16 protein-coding genes and 2 pseudogenes are annotated in these 16,889 nt (G+C 68.7%); 10 read left to right on the forward strand and 8 right to left on the reverse strand.

Going from position 1 to position 16,889, the window contains the following annotated elements; translation table 11 throughout:
- Positions 1-99: 99 nt before the first annotated feature.
- The gene (locus tag BMG07_RS34220; RefSeq protein ID WP_198088233.1) at positions 100-471 is read left to right on the forward strand and encodes a hypothetical protein; all 372 of its coding nucleotides are present in this window, start codon (positions 100-102) and stop codon (positions 469-471) included.
- Here the strand turns inward: BMG07_RS34220 and BMG07_RS34225 are convergent.
- The 3 genes from BMG07_RS34225 to BMG07_RS34235 all read right to left on the reverse strand — a co-directional run bounded on the left by BMG07_RS34225 (position 414) and on the right by BMG07_RS34235 (position 4,315).
- Positions 414-1,115, reverse strand: coding sequence for a response regulator (locus tag BMG07_RS34225; RefSeq protein ID WP_198088234.1), 702 nt, complete (start codon positions 1,113-1,115; stop codon positions 414-416). The genes BMG07_RS34220 and BMG07_RS34225 overlap by 58 nt on opposite strands.
- Positions 1,116-1,196: 81 nt before the next feature.
- Entirely contained in the window at positions 1,197-3,599 is a 2,403-nt protein-coding gene (bamA, locus tag BMG07_RS34230) for an outer membrane protein assembly factor BamA (protein ID WP_198088235.1), read from the reverse strand.
- 62 nt (positions 3,600-3,661) lie between these two features.
- On the reverse strand, positions 3,662-4,315 hold the full coding sequence (locus BMG07_RS34235; protein ID WP_198088236.1) for a nuclease-related domain-containing protein: 654 nt from the start codon (positions 4,313-4,315) through the stop codon (positions 3,662-3,664).
- Positions 4,316-4,859: 544 nt separating this feature from the next.
- Here BMG07_RS34235 and BMG07_RS34240 point away from each other — a divergent pair.
- The 8 genes and pseudogenes from BMG07_RS34240 (at position 4,860) to BMG07_RS34275 (ending at position 11,937) form a co-directional block, all read left to right on the forward strand.
- Positions 4,860-6,016, forward strand: a pseudogene (locus BMG07_RS34240) (porin).
- 101 nt (positions 6,017-6,117) lie between these two features.
- Complete coding sequence (locus tag BMG07_RS34245; protein ID WP_198088237.1) at positions 6,118-6,429, forward strand: hypothetical protein; 312 nt, start codon at positions 6,118-6,120, stop codon at positions 6,427-6,429.
- Positions 6,430-6,449: 20 nt separating this feature from the next.
- Positions 6,450-6,914, forward strand: coding sequence for a hypothetical protein (locus BMG07_RS34250; RefSeq protein WP_198088238.1), 465 nt, complete (start codon positions 6,450-6,452; stop codon positions 6,912-6,914).
- Between the two features lie 196 nt (positions 6,915-7,110).
- Entirely contained in the window at positions 7,111-7,794 is a 684-nt protein-coding gene (locus tag BMG07_RS34255; RefSeq protein ID WP_198088244.1) for a response regulator transcription factor, read from the forward strand.
- Positions 7,791-9,161, forward strand: coding sequence for a HAMP domain-containing sensor histidine kinase (locus BMG07_RS34260; RefSeq protein WP_198088239.1), 1,371 nt, complete (start codon positions 7,791-7,793; stop codon positions 9,159-9,161). Before BMG07_RS34255 ends, BMG07_RS34260 begins: the two co-directional genes overlap by 4 nt.
- Positions 9,162-9,284: 123 nt before the next feature.
- Complete coding sequence (locus tag BMG07_RS34265) at positions 9,285-9,773, forward strand: tripartite tricarboxylate transporter TctB family protein (protein WP_198088240.1); 489 nt, start codon at positions 9,285-9,287, stop codon at positions 9,771-9,773.
- Positions 9,774-9,806: 33 nt separating this feature from the next.
- Positions 9,807-11,317, forward strand: a pseudogene (locus BMG07_RS34270) (tripartite tricarboxylate transporter permease).
- Between the two features lie 155 nt (positions 11,318-11,472).
- Complete coding sequence (locus BMG07_RS34275) at positions 11,473-11,937, forward strand: hypothetical protein (RefSeq protein WP_269759671.1); 465 nt, start codon at positions 11,473-11,475, stop codon at positions 11,935-11,937.
- Positions 11,938-11,947: 10 nt separating this feature from the next.
- On the opposite strand, the gene BMG07_RS34280 is transcribed toward BMG07_RS34275, so the two are convergent.
- Genes BMG07_RS34280 through BMG07_RS34285 form a run of 3 tightly spaced genes read right to left on the reverse strand, consistent with a single transcriptional unit; the run spans position 11,948 to position 14,989 of the window.
- A complete protein-coding gene (locus BMG07_RS34280; RefSeq protein ID WP_307867199.1) occupies positions 11,948-13,252 on the reverse strand; it encodes a hybrid sensor histidine kinase/response regulator in 1,305 nt (434 codons plus the stop codon).
- A complete protein-coding gene (locus BMG07_RS43330; protein ID WP_269759672.1) occupies positions 13,246-13,473 on the reverse strand; it encodes a hypothetical protein in 228 nt (75 codons plus the stop codon). The genes BMG07_RS34280 and BMG07_RS43330 overlap by 7 nt, the downstream gene beginning before the upstream one ends.
- Before the next feature lie 34 nt (positions 13,474-13,507).
- Positions 13,508-14,989: an ATPase domain-containing protein gene (locus tag BMG07_RS34285; RefSeq protein WP_198088241.1), complete on the reverse strand. Its 1,482-nt coding sequence runs from the start codon at positions 14,987-14,989 to the stop codon at positions 13,508-13,510.
- Between BMG07_RS34285 and BMG07_RS44445 the strand changes: the two genes are divergently transcribed.
- Positions 14,976-15,413: a DUF3606 domain-containing protein gene (locus BMG07_RS44445; protein WP_307867200.1), complete on the forward strand. Its 438-nt coding sequence runs from the start codon at positions 14,976-14,978 to the stop codon at positions 15,411-15,413. The two genes, BMG07_RS34285 and BMG07_RS44445, sit on opposite strands and share 14 nt — an antisense overlap.
- 42 nt (positions 15,414-15,455) lie before the next feature.
- Here the strand turns inward: BMG07_RS44445 and ureG are convergent, their stop codons facing one another.
- Positions 15,456-16,109: an urease accessory protein UreG gene (ureG, locus tag BMG07_RS34295; protein WP_198088242.1), complete on the reverse strand. Its 654-nt coding sequence runs from the start codon at positions 16,107-16,109 to the stop codon at positions 15,456-15,458.
- Between the two features lie 19 nt (positions 16,110-16,128).
- On the reverse strand, positions 16,129-16,800 hold the full coding sequence (locus BMG07_RS34300; RefSeq protein WP_198088243.1) for an urease accessory protein UreF: 672 nt from the start codon (positions 16,798-16,800) through the stop codon (positions 16,129-16,131).
- Positions 16,801-16,889 lie beyond the last annotated feature (89 nt).

A 16,889-nucleotide genomic window follows, 5' to 3' on the forward strand; every position in this document is an offset into this window, starting at 1 on the left:
CGGCCGCCGCCGTCGCCATCGCCGTTGCTGCGGCCGCGCGCGCTGGACGGCGCGGTCCGCCTGAAAGCGCTGGTGCCGCCGCGCGCGGAAGGCTGAGCGTTGCAGGTCCCGATGCAGATGCAGATCCACGGTTGTCTCGACAGGGGCCGGTTCGCGCTGGCCCGGCACCTGGCCGGCCTGCTGGCGTTGTGCGGCTTCGCCGTGAGCGCCGTCATCGCCGTGCGCGACGAATGCCCGGCGCATGCCGGCGGCGCGGCGCGCAGCCCCCACATGTCCACGCTCGCGCCGATCATGAGCCCTGCGCCTGGTTCGCCCGGTTCGCATGACACGTCGCCGCCGGCCCACGCGCGGCGCGGCGCGCTGGCGTGCCTGTACCAGCCCACCCTCTACCAGCCCGCCCTGTCCCAGCCCGGTCAGCCCGCCACGCACGCGCCCGCGGGCCGCTCCGCGAAGCTGAAGCCCACGCCGTAGATCGAGCGGATCCAGTCGTGCGAAGGCACGGCGCCCGACAGCTTGCGGCGCAGGTTCTTGATGTGCCCGTCGACCGCGCGCTCGTTCACGTCCAGCGCCTCGGGGAACGCGGCCTCGAGCAGCTTCGAGCGCGTGAACACCCGGCCCGGGTCGCGCGACAGCGTGCGCAGCAGCAACAGCTCACGGCGCGTGAGCGTCAGCGGCCGGCCCTCCAGCCGCGCGCCGCCGCGCGGGTCGGCAAAGCTCACGGCCGCCGAGGGCTGCGCGGCATGGCGGCGCTGCGCATGGCGGCGCAGCACGGTGTTGACGCGCGCCACCACCTCGCGCGGCGAGAAGGGCTTGCACACGTAGTCGTCGGCGCCCATGTCCAGGCCCAGCAGCCGGTCGGCCTCGCGTGCGCGGGCCGTCAGCATGATGATGGGGTGGTCGCTGTGCGAGCGCACCTTCTCCAGCACCTGCAGGCCGTCGATGCGCCGCAGCGCCACGTCCAGCAGCGTGAGCGCCGGCGGCGCGGTCAGGATGCGGTCGAGCGCGGCGGCGCCGTCGTCGATCTGCTCGACCTCGTGGCCGGCGTCGTGCAGATGGCCCAGCAACACCGGGGCGCTGCTGTCGCGCCCGTCTTCCACCAGCAGGATGCGGCTCATAAAAATACCTTCGTGCTGCGCGTTGCGGTGCGAGCTTGCTTGGGGCGGCCCGGCGCGGCGCTCATGCGCGGTGCCTCCATGTCAGAAAGAGGTGCCGATCTGGAACTGGAAACGCTGCGTGCGGTCCGCCGTGATGTTGTTGGCCGTGTCGGCCTTCTGGTAAAGCAGCGGCACCGCATAGGCCAGCCGCAGCGGCCCCAGCGGCGAGATCCAGCTGATGCCCACGCCGGTCGAGGCGCGCAGCTTGTTCTGCGCCTTCCATTGCGCGTCGGTCATGCTGGCCGTGCGCTCGGCGAACACGTTGCCCGCGTCGAAAAATGTGTAGAGCCGCAGCGACCGGTCGTTGCCCGCGCCGGGGAAGGGCGTGCTGAACTCCATGTTGAAGATCGCCTTGCGCGTGCCGCCGAGCGCGCCGCCCGTCACCGCATCCACCGGGCCGAGTGAGTTCTGCTCGAAGCCGCGGATCGAGCCCAGGCCGCCCGCATAGAAGTTCTTGAAGATCGGGAAGGTCGAGCCGCCCAGCGCCTTCGCGTAGCCGAGCTCGCCGTTGACGGCCAGCGTGTATTGCTTGGACAAGGCGAAGTACTGCTGGTACTGGTAGTTGGTCTTGAGGTAGCGCAGCTCGCTGCCCACGCCCAGCTCGAGGTTGGCGCGCTGCAGCCGGCCGCGCGTGGGCACCAGCGCGCTGTCGCGGTCGTCGCGCGACCAGCCCACGGTGGCCGGAATGCCCACCACGTTCGGGTTGGCGCACACCACGCTGGGCGCGGTGCCGGTGCAATGGAAGTAGTCGAGATAGGCCTGCGGCGTGGCCGTGTAGACGAGGGAGCCGTCGACCAGCGCATAGGCCCCGTTGGAGCCGGGCGTGAACGAATAGCGCTCCACGCCGATGCCCAGGTACACCGTGTCCAGCTCGCCCACCGGCACCCCGAAGCGCACCGAGCCGCCGTCGCTCGCGAGCTTGTAGTTGCCGTCGGCCTGGTAGTAGGGCCGCGTGGTGGTGTGGAACACGCTCAGCGTGCGCGAGATGCCGTCCTTGGTGAAGTACGGGTCGGTGGCCGACAGCGAGATGGTGCGGTTGTACGAGCTGGTGTTCACCTGCAGCCCCAGGTAGTTGCCGCTGCCGAACACGTTCTCCTGCGTGATGCCGAAGGTCAGCGAGATCTTGTCGGTCGACGAATAGCCCGCGCCCAGCTGCAGCGAGCCCGTGGGCTTTTCGGTCAGGCTCACCGACAGGTCGACCTCGTCGGGCGAGCCCGGCACCTCGACCGTCTCGACGTTCACGTCGGTGAAAAAGCCCAGCCGGTCGACGCGGTCGCGCGAGGCCTTGATCTTGTTGCCGTCGTACCAGGCGCCTTCGTACTGGCGGAATTCGCGGCGAATCACTTCGTCGCGCGTCTTCGCGTTGCCGCCGATGTTCAGGCGCCGCACGTACACGCGGCGCGACGGCTCGGCCTTCAGCACCAGCGTGACGAGGTTGTGCTCGCGGTCGATCTCGGGCTCGGCCTTCACGCGCGCGAAGGCGTAGCCGAAGGTGCCGAAGTAGTCGGTGAAGGCCTTGGTGGTGGCCGCCACGGCCTCGCCGTTGTAGGGTGCGCCCGAACGGATGGTGACGAGGCTCTTGAACTCGTCCTCGTGGCCCAGGTAGTCGCCCGCCAGCTTCACGCCGGCGACTCCGAACTTGCGCCCTTCGGAGATGTTGACGTTCAGGGTGATGGCCTGCCGGTCCGGCGAGATGGCCACCTGCGTGGACTCGATGCGGAACTCCAGGTAGCCGCGCGTGATGTAGTAGGAGCGCAGCGTCTCCAGGTCGGCGTCGAGCTTGCTGCGTGAGTACTGGTTCGACTTGGTGTACCACGCGAGCCAGCCGCCGCTGTCCTGGTCGAACAGGTCGAGCAGCGTGCTTTCGCTGAAGGCCTGGTTGCCTGTGACGTGCACGTTCTTGATGCGCGCCGGCTCGCCCTCGGTCACGGTGAACGTGAGGTTCACGCGGTTGTGTTCCAGCGGCGTGACGGTGGTCACGACCTGCGCGTTGTAAAGACTGCGGCCGATGTACTGCTGCTTGAGCTCCTGCTCGGCGCGGTCGGCGAGTGCCTTGTCGAAGGGGCGGCCTTCGGCCAGGCCGACTTCGCGCAGGGCCTTCTGCAGCGCCGCCTTGTCGAACTCCTTGGTGCCCGCGAAGTCGACGTCGGCGATGGTGGGGCGCTCTTTCACCACGACCACCAGCACGTTGCCGTTCACGTCGATGCGCACATCCTTGAACAGGCCGAGCGCGAACAGCGCGCGAATGGCCGCGCCGCCGCGCTCGTCGCTGTAGGTGTCGCCGGCTTTGAGGCCCAGCGTGGCGAAGATGGTGCCGGGCTCGACCCGTTGCAGGCCTTCGAGCCGGATGTCCCCGACCGTGAACGGGTCGGCGGCCCAGGCCGACAGCGCGATGAATGAAGACAGCAGTGCGGCAAGGGTTGCGATGGGCTTGGTTGGTTTCATCGCCGCATGGTCTTCAGCAATGTCGGAGAAATTTGGGACAACCTGCAACCGCCGTGCAAAGCCTATTGAAGGCCCATGGGGCCGGCGACGGTCAGGCGGCCCGCGTAGTGCTCGGTGGTGCGGCGGCAGTTCTGCATGTGGTCTTCGATCGACAGGTCGCCCTGGATGTCGAGCAGGCGCTGCACGGTGCGGTCGACGGCTTGCGCATCGAGCAGCGGGTAGGTGCGCGCGGTGCGGCCGTTGTTGCGCACGAGGCGCGCGATGTAGGGCAGGTCTTGCTGGGTGATGACGGCCGCGGGCATGACGCCTTCGAGCTCGACGCCTTCGCAAGGTAACAGGACGAAATACTGAAGCCGCAGGTCTTCGGGCAGCAGGCTGCGCAACTGCGTGGTCTTGCGCCCGCCTTGCCACGCGGGGTCTTTCACTTCGCGTGCCCTGGTGCAGCCGTTCAGGCGCAGGAACCAGCGCGGTGGGGCTTCGTCGGATTTCTTCCGGTAGACGAAGGCGTTGCGCCAGGCCTTGATCTCGAACAGATAGACGCCGGTCTCGCACACGAGCACGGCGTCGATGCGCGCGGTGCGGACGATGCAGCCCTCGGGCATGGGAATGACGAGGTTGCGAAGTATGCGCAGGTGGGAGAAGGCGGGACTGAATGCGCTGGCGAGCTGCTGCACACCCAGTGACGCGGCGATGGTGCTTTGCAATGCGATGGTCATGTTGGGCTCCTTCGAGGAGGTGAGCATTGCTTGGCTTTTGGGAGACTTTTAGTACGACTTGGTGTTTGTTCTGCTTCCTATGGTGGGAGCCCGACATGCGGTGCGGCGCACGTCGAGCTTGTCGGTGTGTCGAGGCCGATGCCCTCACCCCGACCCTCTCCCAGAGGGAGAGGGAGAGGGAGCAAAACACACCGCCGCTCTGCCCACGTTGATGGGGGTTGTGTCCCGGAGCGGCCGTTGAGGCACCGCCGAGCAGCGCAGCGACGGGCGGATCAGGGCTCGCCCTTGTTTGAGCGAAGCGAGTTTGGGCGAGACCCCGCCCGTCGTGAGCAGCGCAGGGGAGCCGCGAAGCGGCCGGTGACGTCGGCCGCTCCGGGACACAACCTCCATCAACGCACCCCGAAGGCAGCAAACAAAAAAACCGGCGTGCGCACAAAACAACAGTGCGTGCAAAGCAAAAGCTTCCACCAGATTCCTCCAAATTTGAACAAGACCATCGATCCCGGCTGCTCGATAAAGAGCTGCTGAAACTGGAGAAACCTGAATGAAGAAATCCCTCACGGCACTCGCCGCGCTGGCCGTCACCGGCCTGGCTTCCGCCCAATCGTCCGTTACCTTGTTCGGCGTCGTCGACGCGGCGTGAGCTACCAGTCCGCGACTTCGCGCGATCCCGTCACCGGCCTCACGAGCAAGCAAAGCCAATGGAGCCTTGCCAACTCGGGCTACAACTCCAGCCGCATCGGCTTCAGAGGCACCGAAGACCTCGGCGGCGGGCTGGCCGCGAGCTTCTGGCTCGAAGCGCCGATCACCAACGACGACGGCGCCACCGGCATCGCCAGCTTCAACCGCCGGTCCACCGTCAGCCTGTCGGGCAACTTCGGTGAAGTGCGGCTCGGCCGCGACTACACCTCGACCTTCTGGAACGACACCGTGTTCGATCCGTTCGGCACCAACGGCTCGGGCACCAACGTGATCAGCACCGTCGGCGGGAGTGCCGGCATCGGCAACAGCAACTACGCGCGCGCCAGCAACATGGTCGGCTACTTCCTGCCGCCCAACCTCGGCGGCTTCTACGGCCAGCTGCAGTACAGCTTCAACGAGAACGCCAGCACCAGCGGCACGGCGCTCACGCCCAGCACCAGCAGCAACGCGGGCCGCTACGTCGGCGGACGCTTCGGCTACGCCAACGGACCGCTCGACGTCGCGCTGGCGGTGGGGCAGAACGTGGCGGTCGACACCACTTCGCTCACGCGCAAGGTGCAGACCATCAACCTCGGCGCGTCGTACGACCTGGGCCCCGTCAAGCTGTTCGGCGAAATCTCGAACGTGCAGAACAAGTTCGACACCGCGCTGGCCAACTCGCACGACAGCTACAAGGGTTACCTGCTCGGCGTCAGCATGCCGGTGGGCGCGGGCCTGATCCGCGCGTCCTACTCGACGGTGCGCTACAACGAAGGCGTGGCGGGCCTCACCGGCGAAGACCCGCGCGTCAACAAGTTCGCGATCGGCTACGTGCACAACCTGTCCAAGCGCACGGCGCTCTACGCCACCGTCGCGCGTGTCAACAACCGCAACGACCCGGCCTACACGGGCAGCCTGATCTCGGCGAGCACCACGGGCTACGGCAGCACCGGCGTGGGCTTCACGAGCCTGCCGCGCTCGTCGACCGGCTACGACTTCGGCATCCGCCACGCGTTCTGACCCCGGGGCGCCCGCGCGGCCGGTGCGGTGGGGCGCATGCCCCGCCGCACGCGGCTGGCCGTCCGGGCGAAGAGGAGAACCGCAGACCTTCCCAGGAAAAAATGACACTCGCAAAGATCCGACACGCCGCGGGGGCCGGCCTGCTGCTGGCCGCGACCGCGTTGACGGCGGGCTGCATCGTGCTGCCGCCGCCCGTGCTTTTCCACAACCCGCCGCCGCGCTTTCCCGGCGACGAAGCCCCGCCGATGCCGCCCGATGCCCGCAGGCCGCCGATGCCGCGCTGGAACATGTGCGACGGCCAGCTCGAAGGCGCACGCCCGGCCGTGCCCGGTCCACGCGCGGATGCCATCGCGGGCAGCTGCGAACGCGCGCTTTCGGGTGCGCTCGAGTTCCGCCCGGCTGGGCCGCGCTGAAGAAAGAAAGGAGCACGCGAATGCAAAAGGACGATCCCGCGCGCCACGCGCACGACCTGCGGCCGATGCTGCTCGGCGCGGCGTCGCATTGCGAAGGCCTGCGCCTGGACATCCAGGTGCCCGACGAGCCGGTGCCCGTGCTTGCCGTCGAGACCGAACTGTGCGAGCTGCTCGCCCAGGTCGCGGCGCACGCGGCGCGCGTGATGCGGGCCGGCGCCAGGCTGCAGGTCAGCGCGCGCACCGAAGGCCGGCAGGCCGTGGTGCACTGGCGCGACCTCGACGCGGCCGACGTGCGCCCACCGCTTGCGATGTTCTTCGACAGCAGCCTGGCCGCGCTCTCCGGGGCCGGTGCGAAGGTCTGCGCGCTCATTGCCGCGCGGCATGGCGGGCGCATCTATCCGGCGCCCCATGCGGGCGGCGTGCTGGGCCTCACGCTGCGCCTGCCGCTGCTGCCGGCGAACTCGCCAATCATGGACAAACGGTAATGAAGGGGCGGCGCTTTCTCTGGTTGAATGGCGGCTAGGATGGCCGCCGGCGGCGCCCGGATGGACGGGCGGCCGGCCGACTCCATCGCCATGAGCATCCCAACGCAGCCACTCCCCGATCTTTTCTTTCTGTCCACGGCCCGGCCGCTGGCGCCTTGCATGAAGGCGCGGCGCCGGCGTGATCGGGTCGACCGCCATGTGGCGCTGCCTCATCGTCGAGGACGACGCCGACAACGCCCGCTACATAGCCGACGGCTTCCGCTCGCTCGGCCACGTGGCCGTGATCAGCCGCGACGGCACCGACGCCTTGGCGCGCGCCACGGGCGAGTCGTGGGACCTGGTGATCCTGGACCGCATGCTGCCCAACGAGGTCGACGGCCTCTCGATTCTTTCGACGATGCGCGCGCTCGGCAAGAAGACGCCGGTGCTGGTGCTCAGCGCATTGAGCGCGCTCGACGAGCGCGTGCGCGGGCTCAAGGCCGGCGGTGACGACTACCTGGCCAAGCCCTTTGCTTTTTCGGAACTCGCGGCGCGCGCCGAGGCACTGGTGCGGCGCTCGCGCACTGGGCCCGAGATCCGCCTGCTGCAGCTGGCCGACCTCACGCTCGACCTCGCGCGCCGCCACGTGGAGCGCGCGGGCCGGCCCATCGCGCTGCAGCCGCGCGAGTTCCGGCTGCTGGCCTACTTGATGATGCATCCGGGCCAGGTGGTCACGCGCACCATGCTGCTCGAAGCCGTGTGGGACTACCAGTTCGACCCGCAGACCAACGTGATCGACGTGCAGGTGAGCCGGCTGCGCGGCAAGCTCGATGCGGGCGGCGCGCCGACGCTGATCCACACCGTGCGCGGCGTGGGCTACACGCTGGCGCCGCCGCAATGACGCGCGCGCTGCGCCAGCTGTGGCGCTCGGTCGGGTTCCGGCTGGCCTTCTACTACGGGCTGCTGGTGGCGATCACCATGCTCGCGGCGCTGGCCATCGTCTACATGCAGACGGTGGGCGTGCTGCAGCAGCGCATGGTGCGGCAGGTGTCGGCCAGCATGCAGCAGCTGATGGTGCGCTACGACGCGCGCGGCGCCGACGGCGTGGCCGGGGAAATCGGCTATGCGCTGGCGGACGGGCGCAACTCCGACAACGAGATCTACCTGCTCACCGACCGCGAGGGCCGCAAGCTCGCGGGCAACCTCGACCAGACGCCGTCGCTGGCGCCCGATGCCGGCGACGGCGTGCACCGGCGCGTGGTGCGCTCGGGCCAGAGCGCCATCGGCTACATCGTGATGAAGCACCTGCCCGACGGCGGCCTGCTGGTGGTGGGGCACGACCTGCGCGACCAGGAGTCGATCGAGTCGCTGGTCGCCAGCGCGAGCGCGGCGGCGGGCATCGTGGCGGTGCTGCTGCTGATCGGCGGCACCTTCGTGTTCCGCCAGGAGCTGGAGCGCAGCGTGGGCGCGGTGCGGCGCACGGCCGCGCGCATCGCGGCGGGCGAGCTGCAGGAGCGCGTCGAGCCCTCGGGCGAGGAAGACGAGTTCGCGCTGCTGGAGCACGACATCAACGCGATGCTCGACCGCATCCAGTCGCTGATGGACGGCGTGCGGCACGTGTCGAACACCATCGCGCACAACCTGCGCACGCCGCTCACGCGCGTGCTGGTGCGGCTGCGCGCGGTGGAGCAGGGGCTGACCACCGAAGACCCGCAGCGCGAGGCCGTGGCCACGGCGATCCGCGAGCTGGAAGAACTGGCCGTGGTGTTCGAGAAGCTGCTGCAGATCGCCGAGGTCGAGGCCGGCGCGCGGCGCCAGCAGTTCGCGCCGGTGGCGCTGCACGTGATCGCCGACGACGTGGCGGAGCTGTACGAAGCGGTGGCCGAGATGCAGGGCATCGCGCTGCTGCGCGAGCCGGCCGACATCGCCATGGCGCTGGGCGACCGCGACCTGCTGGCGGGCGCGGCCGCCAACCTGCTCGACAACGCGCTCAAGTACGCGGGCACGGGCGCCACGGTGCGCATCGGCACGCACACGGTGGACGGCCGCGCGCAGCTCTTCGTGCAGGACAACGGGCCGGGCGTGCCGGCGGCCGAGTTCGAGCGCATCGGCGTGCGCTTTCACCGGCTGGACCGCAGCACGCCGGGACACGGCCTGGGGCTGGCCAGCGTGCAGGCGGTGGTGGCGCTGCACGGCGGGCGGCTGCAGTTGGGCGATGCGCGCCCGGGCCTGCGCGTGTGCATCGACCTGCCCATGGCCGACGACTGAACGCTCGCGGTTCCCCACATTGCCGAACGGCAATGTTTTGTTCATACACACCGGGCTCCTGAATTCCTAGGATCGGCTGCGCACGTCTTGTGCCGATCAATGCAGTTCCAGGAGACATCAACGGTGAGAATCAAGAGTCAGAGAGACTTCTGCTCGGGCGTACTTTTCAGCGCCTTCGGCGTGGCCTTCGCATGGGGCGCCACGACCTACAACGTCGGCAGCGGCGCCCGCATGGGCCCGGGCTACTTTCCCCTGATCGTGGGCATCCTCATTGCGTTCATGGGCGTGCTGATCACGCTCAAGGCGCTCAGCGTGGAAACGGAAGACGGCGAGCCCGTCGGCCGCATCGCGTGGAAGCCGCTGGTGTTCATCATCGGCGCGAACCTGATGTTCGGCGTGCTGCTGGGCGGCCTGCCGAGCATCGGCCTGCCGTCGATGGGGCTGATCGTCGCCATCTACGCACTGACCTTCATCGCCAGCCTGGCGGGCGACAACTTCGGCTGGAAGGGCGTGACCGTGCTCGCGACCATCCTCGCGCTGGGCAGCTACCTGGCCTTCGTGGTGGCGCTGAAGCTGCAGTTCCAGGTGTGGCCGACCTTCATCGCCGGCTGATTCCTCCAGAAGAACAAGACCAGACAAGAAAAAATGGACCTGATTACCAATCTCTCGATCGGCTTCGGCGTCGCCTTCACGGCGCAGAACCTCGTCTATGCCTTCGTGGGCTGTTTGCTGGGCACGCTGATCGGCGTGCTGCCGGGCATCGGCCCGGTCGCGACCATCGCGATGCTGTTGCCCGCGACCTATGCGCTGCCGCCGGTGTCGGCACTGATCATGCTGGCCGGCATTTACTACGGCGCGCAGTACGGTGGCTCGACCACCGCGATTCTGGTGAACCTGCCGGGCGAATCGTCGTCGGTGGTGACCGTGATCGACGGCTACCAGATGGCGCGAAAAGGCAGGGCCGGGCCGGCACTTGCCGCGGCCGGCCTGGGCTCGTTCTTCGCGGGTTGCGTGGGCACGCTCATCCTGGCCGCCTTCGCGCCACCGCTGACCGAACTCGCATTCAAGTTCGGCCCCGCCGAGTACTTCTCGCTGATGATCCTGGGCCTGATCGGCGCGGTGGTGCTGGCCTCGGGCTCGCTGCTCAAGGCCATCACGATGATCCTGCTGGGCCTGGCACTGGGCCTGGTCGGCACCGACGTGAACTCGGGCGTAGCGCGCTACAGCTTCGACATTCCGGAACTGACCGACGCATCGGCTTCATCGCCATCGCCATGGGTGTGTTCGGCTACGGTGAAATCATCGCCAACCTGGCCGTGCCCGAGCATGAGCGCGAAGTGTTCACCGCCAAGGTGAAGGGCCTGTGGCCCACCAAGCAGGACTTCAAGGACATGACGCCGGCGGTGCTGCGCGGCACGGCGCTGGGCTCGGCCCTGGGCATCCTGCCGGGCGGCGGCGCGCTGCTGTCGGCCTTCGCGGCCTACACCATCGAGAAGAAGATCAAGCTCAAGAAGGGCGAGATCGCCTTCGGCAAGGGCAACATTCGCGGCGTGGCGGGCCCCGAGTCGGCCAACAACGCGGGCGCGCAGACCTCCTTCATTCCGCTGCTGACGCTGGGCATTCCGCCCAACGCGGTGATGGCGCTGATGGTGGGTGCGATGACCATCCACAACATCCAGCCGGGCCCGCAGGTGATGACCAGCAACCCCGAACTGTTCTGGGGCCTGATCGCCTCGATGTGGATCGGCAACCTGATGCTGATCGTGCTGAACCTGCCGATGATCGGCATCTGGATCAAGCTGCTGACGATTCCCTACAAGTGGTTGTTCCCGTCGATCGTGCTGTTCTGCGCGGTGGGCGTGTACTCGGAGAACAACAACACCTTCGACGTGTGGATGGTCGCGATCTTCGGCATCGTGGGTTATGCCTTCCTGAAGCTCAAGTGCGAGCCCGCGCCGCTGCTGCTGGGCTTCATCCTCGGGCCGATGATGGAAGAGAACCTGCGGCGCGCATTGCTGCTGTCGCGCGGCGACTGGAGCGTGTTCGTCATGCGGCCGCTGTCGGCGGGCCTGCTGGCCGCTGCCGCGCTGCTGCTGATCGTGGTGCTGCTGCCTTCGGTGAAGGCCAAGCGCGAAGAGGCCTTCGTGGAAGACTGAGGCCCCGGGAAGGCTGCGGGGAGGCGGCCGCGGCGCCGTCGCGGAACTCCGCGTCATACTCGCGGTCCCACGGTGCCGTTGCTGCCTTCCCCGATGCCAAACGTGCGATCCACTGCCTTCCCGATGTTTTCCGGGCGCTTGCCGCAAGCGCCCTTTTGTTCGCCGCCGGCGCGCTGCATGCGCAGGCCCTGCCGCCCGGCGTGCGGCTGGGCATGACGGCCGACGAACTCCATGCGGCCCTGCCCGCCGCCGAGCGCGTGCAGCGGCCGCAGCGCATGACCGGCGGCCTGCTCGGCAGCTGGCGCGCGGCCCCCGTGCAGATGGCGGGGCTGCTGTTCGAACCCACTTTCTATTTCGCGGCCTCGGAGTTGCGGCGCGTCGAGTACGTGGCCACCGCGCAGGGCGAGGCCGACAACGGCGCGGCGGCTTTCTCGGCACTGGTGCAATGGGGGCGCGGCGCGTTCGGCAACGAGCTGGCCTCGCGCGACCCCGGCAGCGCCTATGCCGCCTGGGTGAGCAACGACACCGACGTCTATGTGCAGCAGGTCAGCGACCCGCGCCGCGCGAGCGTGCGGCTGGTCTACAAGGCGCGGCAGTCGCGCGACGGCAGCGAGCTCTGAGCGGGCACCTTCACGTCATGCCGCGCCGCCCCAGATTGCGCAGCCGGGCGGACAGTTCTTCCACGTCGACCGGCTTCAGCAGATGGTGGTCGAAGCCGGCCTGCGCAATGCGCGCGCGGTCGTCGGGCTGCCCCCAGCCCGTGAGCGCGATCAACCCGATGCCGTGGTACCGCGGGTGCGCGCGAAAGCGCCGCGCCAGTTCGCAACCGTCCATGCCCGGCATGCCGATGTCCAGGATGGCCAGGGTCGGCTGAAAGCCGTCGGCCTGCCGCAGCGCGTCGGCACCGCTGAAGGCCACGGCGGTCTGCGCGCCCAGCAGCCCGAGCAGGGCCGCGAGCGACTCGGCCGCGTCGCGGTTGTCGTCGACCACCAGAATGCGCTGCTGCTCGGCGATGGCGCCCTGCGTGGCTTGCGCGTGCGCACCGGCCCGCACGCCGTGGTCGAGCAGCGGCAGCGACACGACGAACTCGCTGCCCAGGTTCGGCCCCTCGCTGTGCGCGCTGACGCTGCCGCCGTGCAGCTCCACCAGACTCTTCACCAGGGTAAGGCCGATGCCGAGCCCGCCTTGCGCCGCGCGGGCCGTGCCGCTCACCTGCACGAACATGTCGAAGATGGCGCCGAGCATCGCCTTGGGAATGCCCGCGCCGCTGTCCTTGATGCGCACCACCGCATGGCCGCTCTCGTCGCGCGCCACCGACACGTCGATGCGCCCGCCTTCGGGCGTGTACTTGGCGGCGTTGTTCAGCAGGTTGGAAAACACCTGCGTGAGGCGCACGCTGTCGCCTTCCACGGCCAGCGAGGCGTCGGGCATGTGCACGCCGAGCGTGTGCCTGCCGGCGTCCATCAGCGGCCGGCTCAGCTCGACCGCGCCGAGGATCACCTGCTCCAGCGCGAGTTCGTCGAGCTGCAGCTCGATCTTGCCGCGCGTGATGCGCGACACCTCCATCAGGTCGTTCACCAGCCGCACCATGTGCGCCACCTGGCGCTCCATGAGCTGGTAGTAGGGCAGCGCGGCCTCGGGCGGCAGGTGCTTGCGCGTGAGGATGGCGAGCGCCGTGCTCAGCGGGGCCATCGGGTTGCGCAGCTCGTGCGCCAGCGTCGCGAGGAATTCGGTCTTGCGCTTGTCGGCTTCGTTCAGGTCTTCGAGGATCTTGCGCAGCTCGTACTGGCGCCGCCGCGCGCGCAGGGCGCTGCGCAGCGCGCTCACCAGCGAGGCCACGCGAATCGGCCGCTCCAGCACGGTGACGTTGGCCATGCCTTCCATGGCGGAGGCGATGGCGCGCGAGTCGGCCCCCTGCCGCGCAAGAATCAGCACCGGCAGGTCGGACCAGGGCGCTGCGCCGAGACGGCGCGGGCCAGGGCCTCGGCGCCGTCGCCCGAGAGCATTTCTTCCGACACCAGCAAGGCGCCCGCGCCGCGATCGATCTCGCGCACCAGCTCGTCCAGCGTGGGGCAGACCTCGGTGGCGATGCCGGCGCGCGCCAGCACGGCGGTCGACATGACGGCGTCGCGCGATGTGGCGGGTCGCAGCAGCACGCGCAGTTGCGGGTCTCGGCGGGGGCGGTTGGCGTCACGGCGGGACCGCCGAAACGCCGTCGACCGGCACGGGCACCCCGGTCAGGATGCCGCGGAAGTGGCGCAGCGGCTCGCCGACGTTCAGCCCGCGCTCGTCCATCGAGAACGCGCGGATCGTGCGCTCATGCATGCCGCCGCGTTTCTTGAGCACCGAGATCGCCTGGCGCACCTCGCCTTCGGCCTCGAAGTAGCGCAGCAGCACTACCGCGTCGGCCAGGTAGCTGGCATCGACCGGCGTCTGCATCTGCATGCCGATCAGGCCGTGCTGCGCGCCCACCAGCAGCGTGGCCACGCCGGACTGCCCCAGGTAGGTCAGCAGCTCGTGCAGTTGCACGATCAGAAAGCGCTCGTCGGGCATGGCGTTGAGGTAGCCGTTGAGGCTGTCGATCACGATGACCGTGGCCGCCTGCTCGGTCACGGCCAGCCGTATCTCGTGCACCAGCTCGCCGGGCGAAAGCTCGGCGGGGTCGACCTGCTTGATGCGGATGCTGCCCGACTGCAGGAACGGGTCCAGCCCCAGGCCCAGCCCCGCGCAGCGCGTGCGCAGCGTGTTGATGCTCTCGTCGAAGATGAACAGCGCGGCGCGCTCGCCGCGCTTGGCCGCCGCGATGGCGAACTGCACCGCGACCGACGACTTGCCGGTGCCGGGCGCGCCGACGAACAGCGTGCTGGTGCCCTTCTCCAGGCCGCCGCCGAGCAGCGCGTCGAGCGCGTCGATGCCGCTGGGCAGCTTGGTCTGGGCGGTGTCGTTGGTGTGCTCCGCCGCCACCAGCCTCGGAAACACCTGCAGCCCGCCGCGGTTGATGCGGTAGTCGTGGTAGCCGCCGCGAAAGGCCTGGCCGCGGAACTTGACCACCAGCAGCCGGCGCCGCGCCGCGCCGTAGTCGGAGTTGGACTGCTCCAGCCGCAGCACCGCGTGCGCGATGCTCTGCACCTGCAGGTCGTGTTCGGTGGCGGTCATGTCGTCCAGCAGCAGCACCGTGCACTGGCGGCCCGCGAAGAACTGCTTGAGCGCCAGGATCTGCCGCCGGTAGCGCAGCGACGTGCCCGACAGCAGCCGCAGCTCCGACAGCGAATCGAACACGATGCGCGAGGGCTTCAGCGCCTCCACGTCGCTGAGGATGCGCAGCGTGGTTTCGCTGAGCTCGACCTCGGACGGGTGGAACATCGTGTACTGCTCCTCGGGCTGCAGGCTGTCTTGCGTGGGGAGCATCTCGCGCATGTGGATGGGGGAGATGTCCCAGCCGTGCGAGGCGGCCACGCCGTGCAGCTCGGTCTCGGTCTCGGACAGCGTGACGTACAGCACCGACTCGCCCTGGCGCGCACCCTCGAGCAGGAACTGCAGCGCGATCGTCGTCTTGCCCGCGCCGGGCGTTCCTTCCACGAGGTAGAGGCGGTGCGGCTCCAGGCCGCCGCCCAGCACGTCGTCGAGCCCGGGGACCCCGATGCTCAGAAGCCCACGGGTGTTCGGCTCCATTGTTCTGCTCCATGAAAAATTCAGATACCAAATTCAATCATGCGAACCCGGGGCGCGGATGCAGGACGACGCCGGAAAAATGGCCGAGCATCTGTCAGCGGCCATCCCTTCGCGCGGCGCGGGCGGGGGCATGGGATTTGTCCTGCAAGGCAATCAGGAACCGTCCGGCTGCCGGGCGCGCGGCGCTGGGGAAACTCCCGATTCCCCATCCCTTGATGCACGAGTTATCCAACTGGAGACGACGATGCCAGAAAGCAGCGAGATCCGCATTCCGCAGGACGATGACCGGATCGATGTCACCGACCTGAAAGAGGTCGACTACTGGACAAAATGGTTCGGTGTGAGCGAGGTGCGGCTGCGCACGGCCGTGGCGTCGGCCGGCACGCTGAAGGACGACCTGCGGGTGTACCTGGGCCTGCCCTGAGCGCCAACGAACGCCCAGGCGGCGTGGCCCGGGTCGTGTTGCTCAGGCGGCGTCGATGAGCATGCCGCGCGCTTCGATGAACGCCACCACCTCGGCCACGCCCGTGAGCGTCTTGAGGTTGGTCATGACGTAGGGGCGCTGGCGGCGCATGCGTTGGGTGTCTTGCTCCATCACGTCGAGGTTGGCGCCCACGTAGGGCGCGAGGTCGGTCTTGTTGATGACGAACAGGTCGCTCTTGGTGATGCCGGGGCCGCCCTTGCGCGGGATTTTTTCGCCGGCCGCCACGTCGATCACGTAGATCGTGAGGTCCGACAGCTCGGGGCTGAAAGTGGCCGCGAGGTTGTCGCCGCCCGACTCGACGAACACGATGTCGGCATCGGGAAAGTCCTCGAGCATGCGGTCGATGGCCTCGAGGTTGATCGACGCGTCTTCGCGGATGGCGGTGTGCGGGCAGCCGCCCGTTTCCACGCCCATGATGCGCTCGGCCGGCAGCGCGCCGGCCACGGTCAGCAGGCGCTGGTCTTCCTTGGTGTAGATGTCGTTGGTGATGGCGACCAGGTCGTACTTGTCGCGCATCGCCTTGCAGAGCATTTCGAGCAGGGTGGTCTTGCCCGAGCCGACCGGCCCGCCGATGCCCACGCGCAGGGGCGGCAGTTTCTTGGTGCGGTGGGGAATGTGGTGCAGGGCGGAGGTCATGGGGGAAGGGGTGTCCGGTTCAGCTTCGGAAGAGGCGGGAATATTGTGTTTCATGGCGGGTCGACAACACCGCCAGCAGGGGCGCGAAGGCCTGGCGCTCGTCGTCGCCCAGGGCCATGGCGCGGGTGACGGCATCGGGAATTTCCTGCGCCAGCCGCCCGAGGATGCGCTGGCCCGCGCTCTGGCCCAGCGGCACGGCCTTGACGGCGGCGGCGACCATGTTCTCGGCCCAGCCGAAGGCAAAGGCCAGGCAGCCGTCGTGCACGCTGGCGCCGGTGCGGCTGGCCGCGAAGGCAAAGGCGATGGGGTAGGTGGCGGGCAGGTCGGCAAAGACCTCGGCCGTGTCGGCGTGGTGCAGCTTGAGCCACTCGACGAAGGAGCGGCCCATTTGCTCGGTCTGCAGGAAGAATTCGGCGGATTCGCGGGTGACCATCACCCATTCGTTGAGCGCGCGGATGCGTGGCGTGTCGCTGGCGCGCCAGGCCTCGATGGCTTGCGCGGTCAACGCGAGGTCGCCGCGCGCGAAGCTCAGGTGCAACTGGTCCGACAGCCATTCGGCGGCGCGTGCCTCGGAGTCGATGCCGGCCCATTCGACCGCCGCCTCGACGCCTTCGGAATACGAGAAGCCGCCGACCGGCAGGGCGGGGGAGGCCAGCCAGATGAGCTGCAGGAGGCTTTGAGGGGTGGGCATGTCAGTTTTCTGGCGTGCGCTTCTGTTCGGGGCGTGTGCACAGGACACCGGGTATCTCCCTCCGCGAATGTCCCCCGGGGCTTCGCCCC

It is taken from the genome of Variovorax sp. E3 (genome assembly GCF_016082275.1).
Taxonomy (GTDB): Bacteria; Pseudomonadota; Gammaproteobacteria; order Burkholderiales; family Burkholderiaceae_C; genus Variovorax.

Bases quoted from the DNA above. Each gene is read 5' to 3' on its own strand.
- BMG07_RS34225 (WP_198088234.1), bottom strand. From the start codon at position 1,115: ATGAGCCGCATCCTGCTGGTGGAAGACGGGCGCGACAGCAGCGCCCCG.
- bamA (WP_198088235.1), bottom strand. From the start codon at position 3,599: ATGAAACCAACCAAGCCCATCGCAACCCTTGCCGCACTGCTGTCTTCA.
- BMG07_RS34235 (WP_198088236.1), bottom strand. From the start codon at position 4,315: ATGACCATCGCATTGCAAAGCACCATCGCCGCGTCACTGGGTGTGCAG.
- BMG07_RS34245 (WP_198088237.1), top strand. From the start codon at position 6,118: ATGACACTCGCAAAGATCCGACACGCCGCGGGGGCCGGCCTGCTGCTG.
- BMG07_RS34250 (WP_198088238.1), top strand. From the start codon at position 6,450: ATGCAAAAGGACGATCCCGCGCGCCACGCGCACGACCTGCGGCCGATG.
- BMG07_RS34255 (WP_198088244.1), top strand. From the start codon at position 7,111: ATGTGGCGCTGCCTCATCGTCGAGGACGACGCCGACAACGCCCGCTAC.
- BMG07_RS34260 (WP_198088239.1), top strand. From the start codon at position 7,791: ATGACGCGCGCGCTGCGCCAGCTGTGGCGCTCGGTCGGGTTCCGGCTG.
- BMG07_RS34285 (WP_198088241.1), bottom strand. From the start codon at position 14,989: ATGGAGCCGAACACCCGTGGGCTTCTGAGCATCGGGGTCCCCGGGCTC.
- ureG (WP_198088242.1), bottom strand. From the start codon at position 16,109: ATGACCTCCGCCCTGCACCACATTCCCCACCGCACCAAGAAACTGCCG.
- BMG07_RS34300 (WP_198088243.1), bottom strand. From the start codon at position 16,800: ATGCCCACCCCTCAAAGCCTCCTGCAGCTCATCTGGCTGGCCTCCCCC.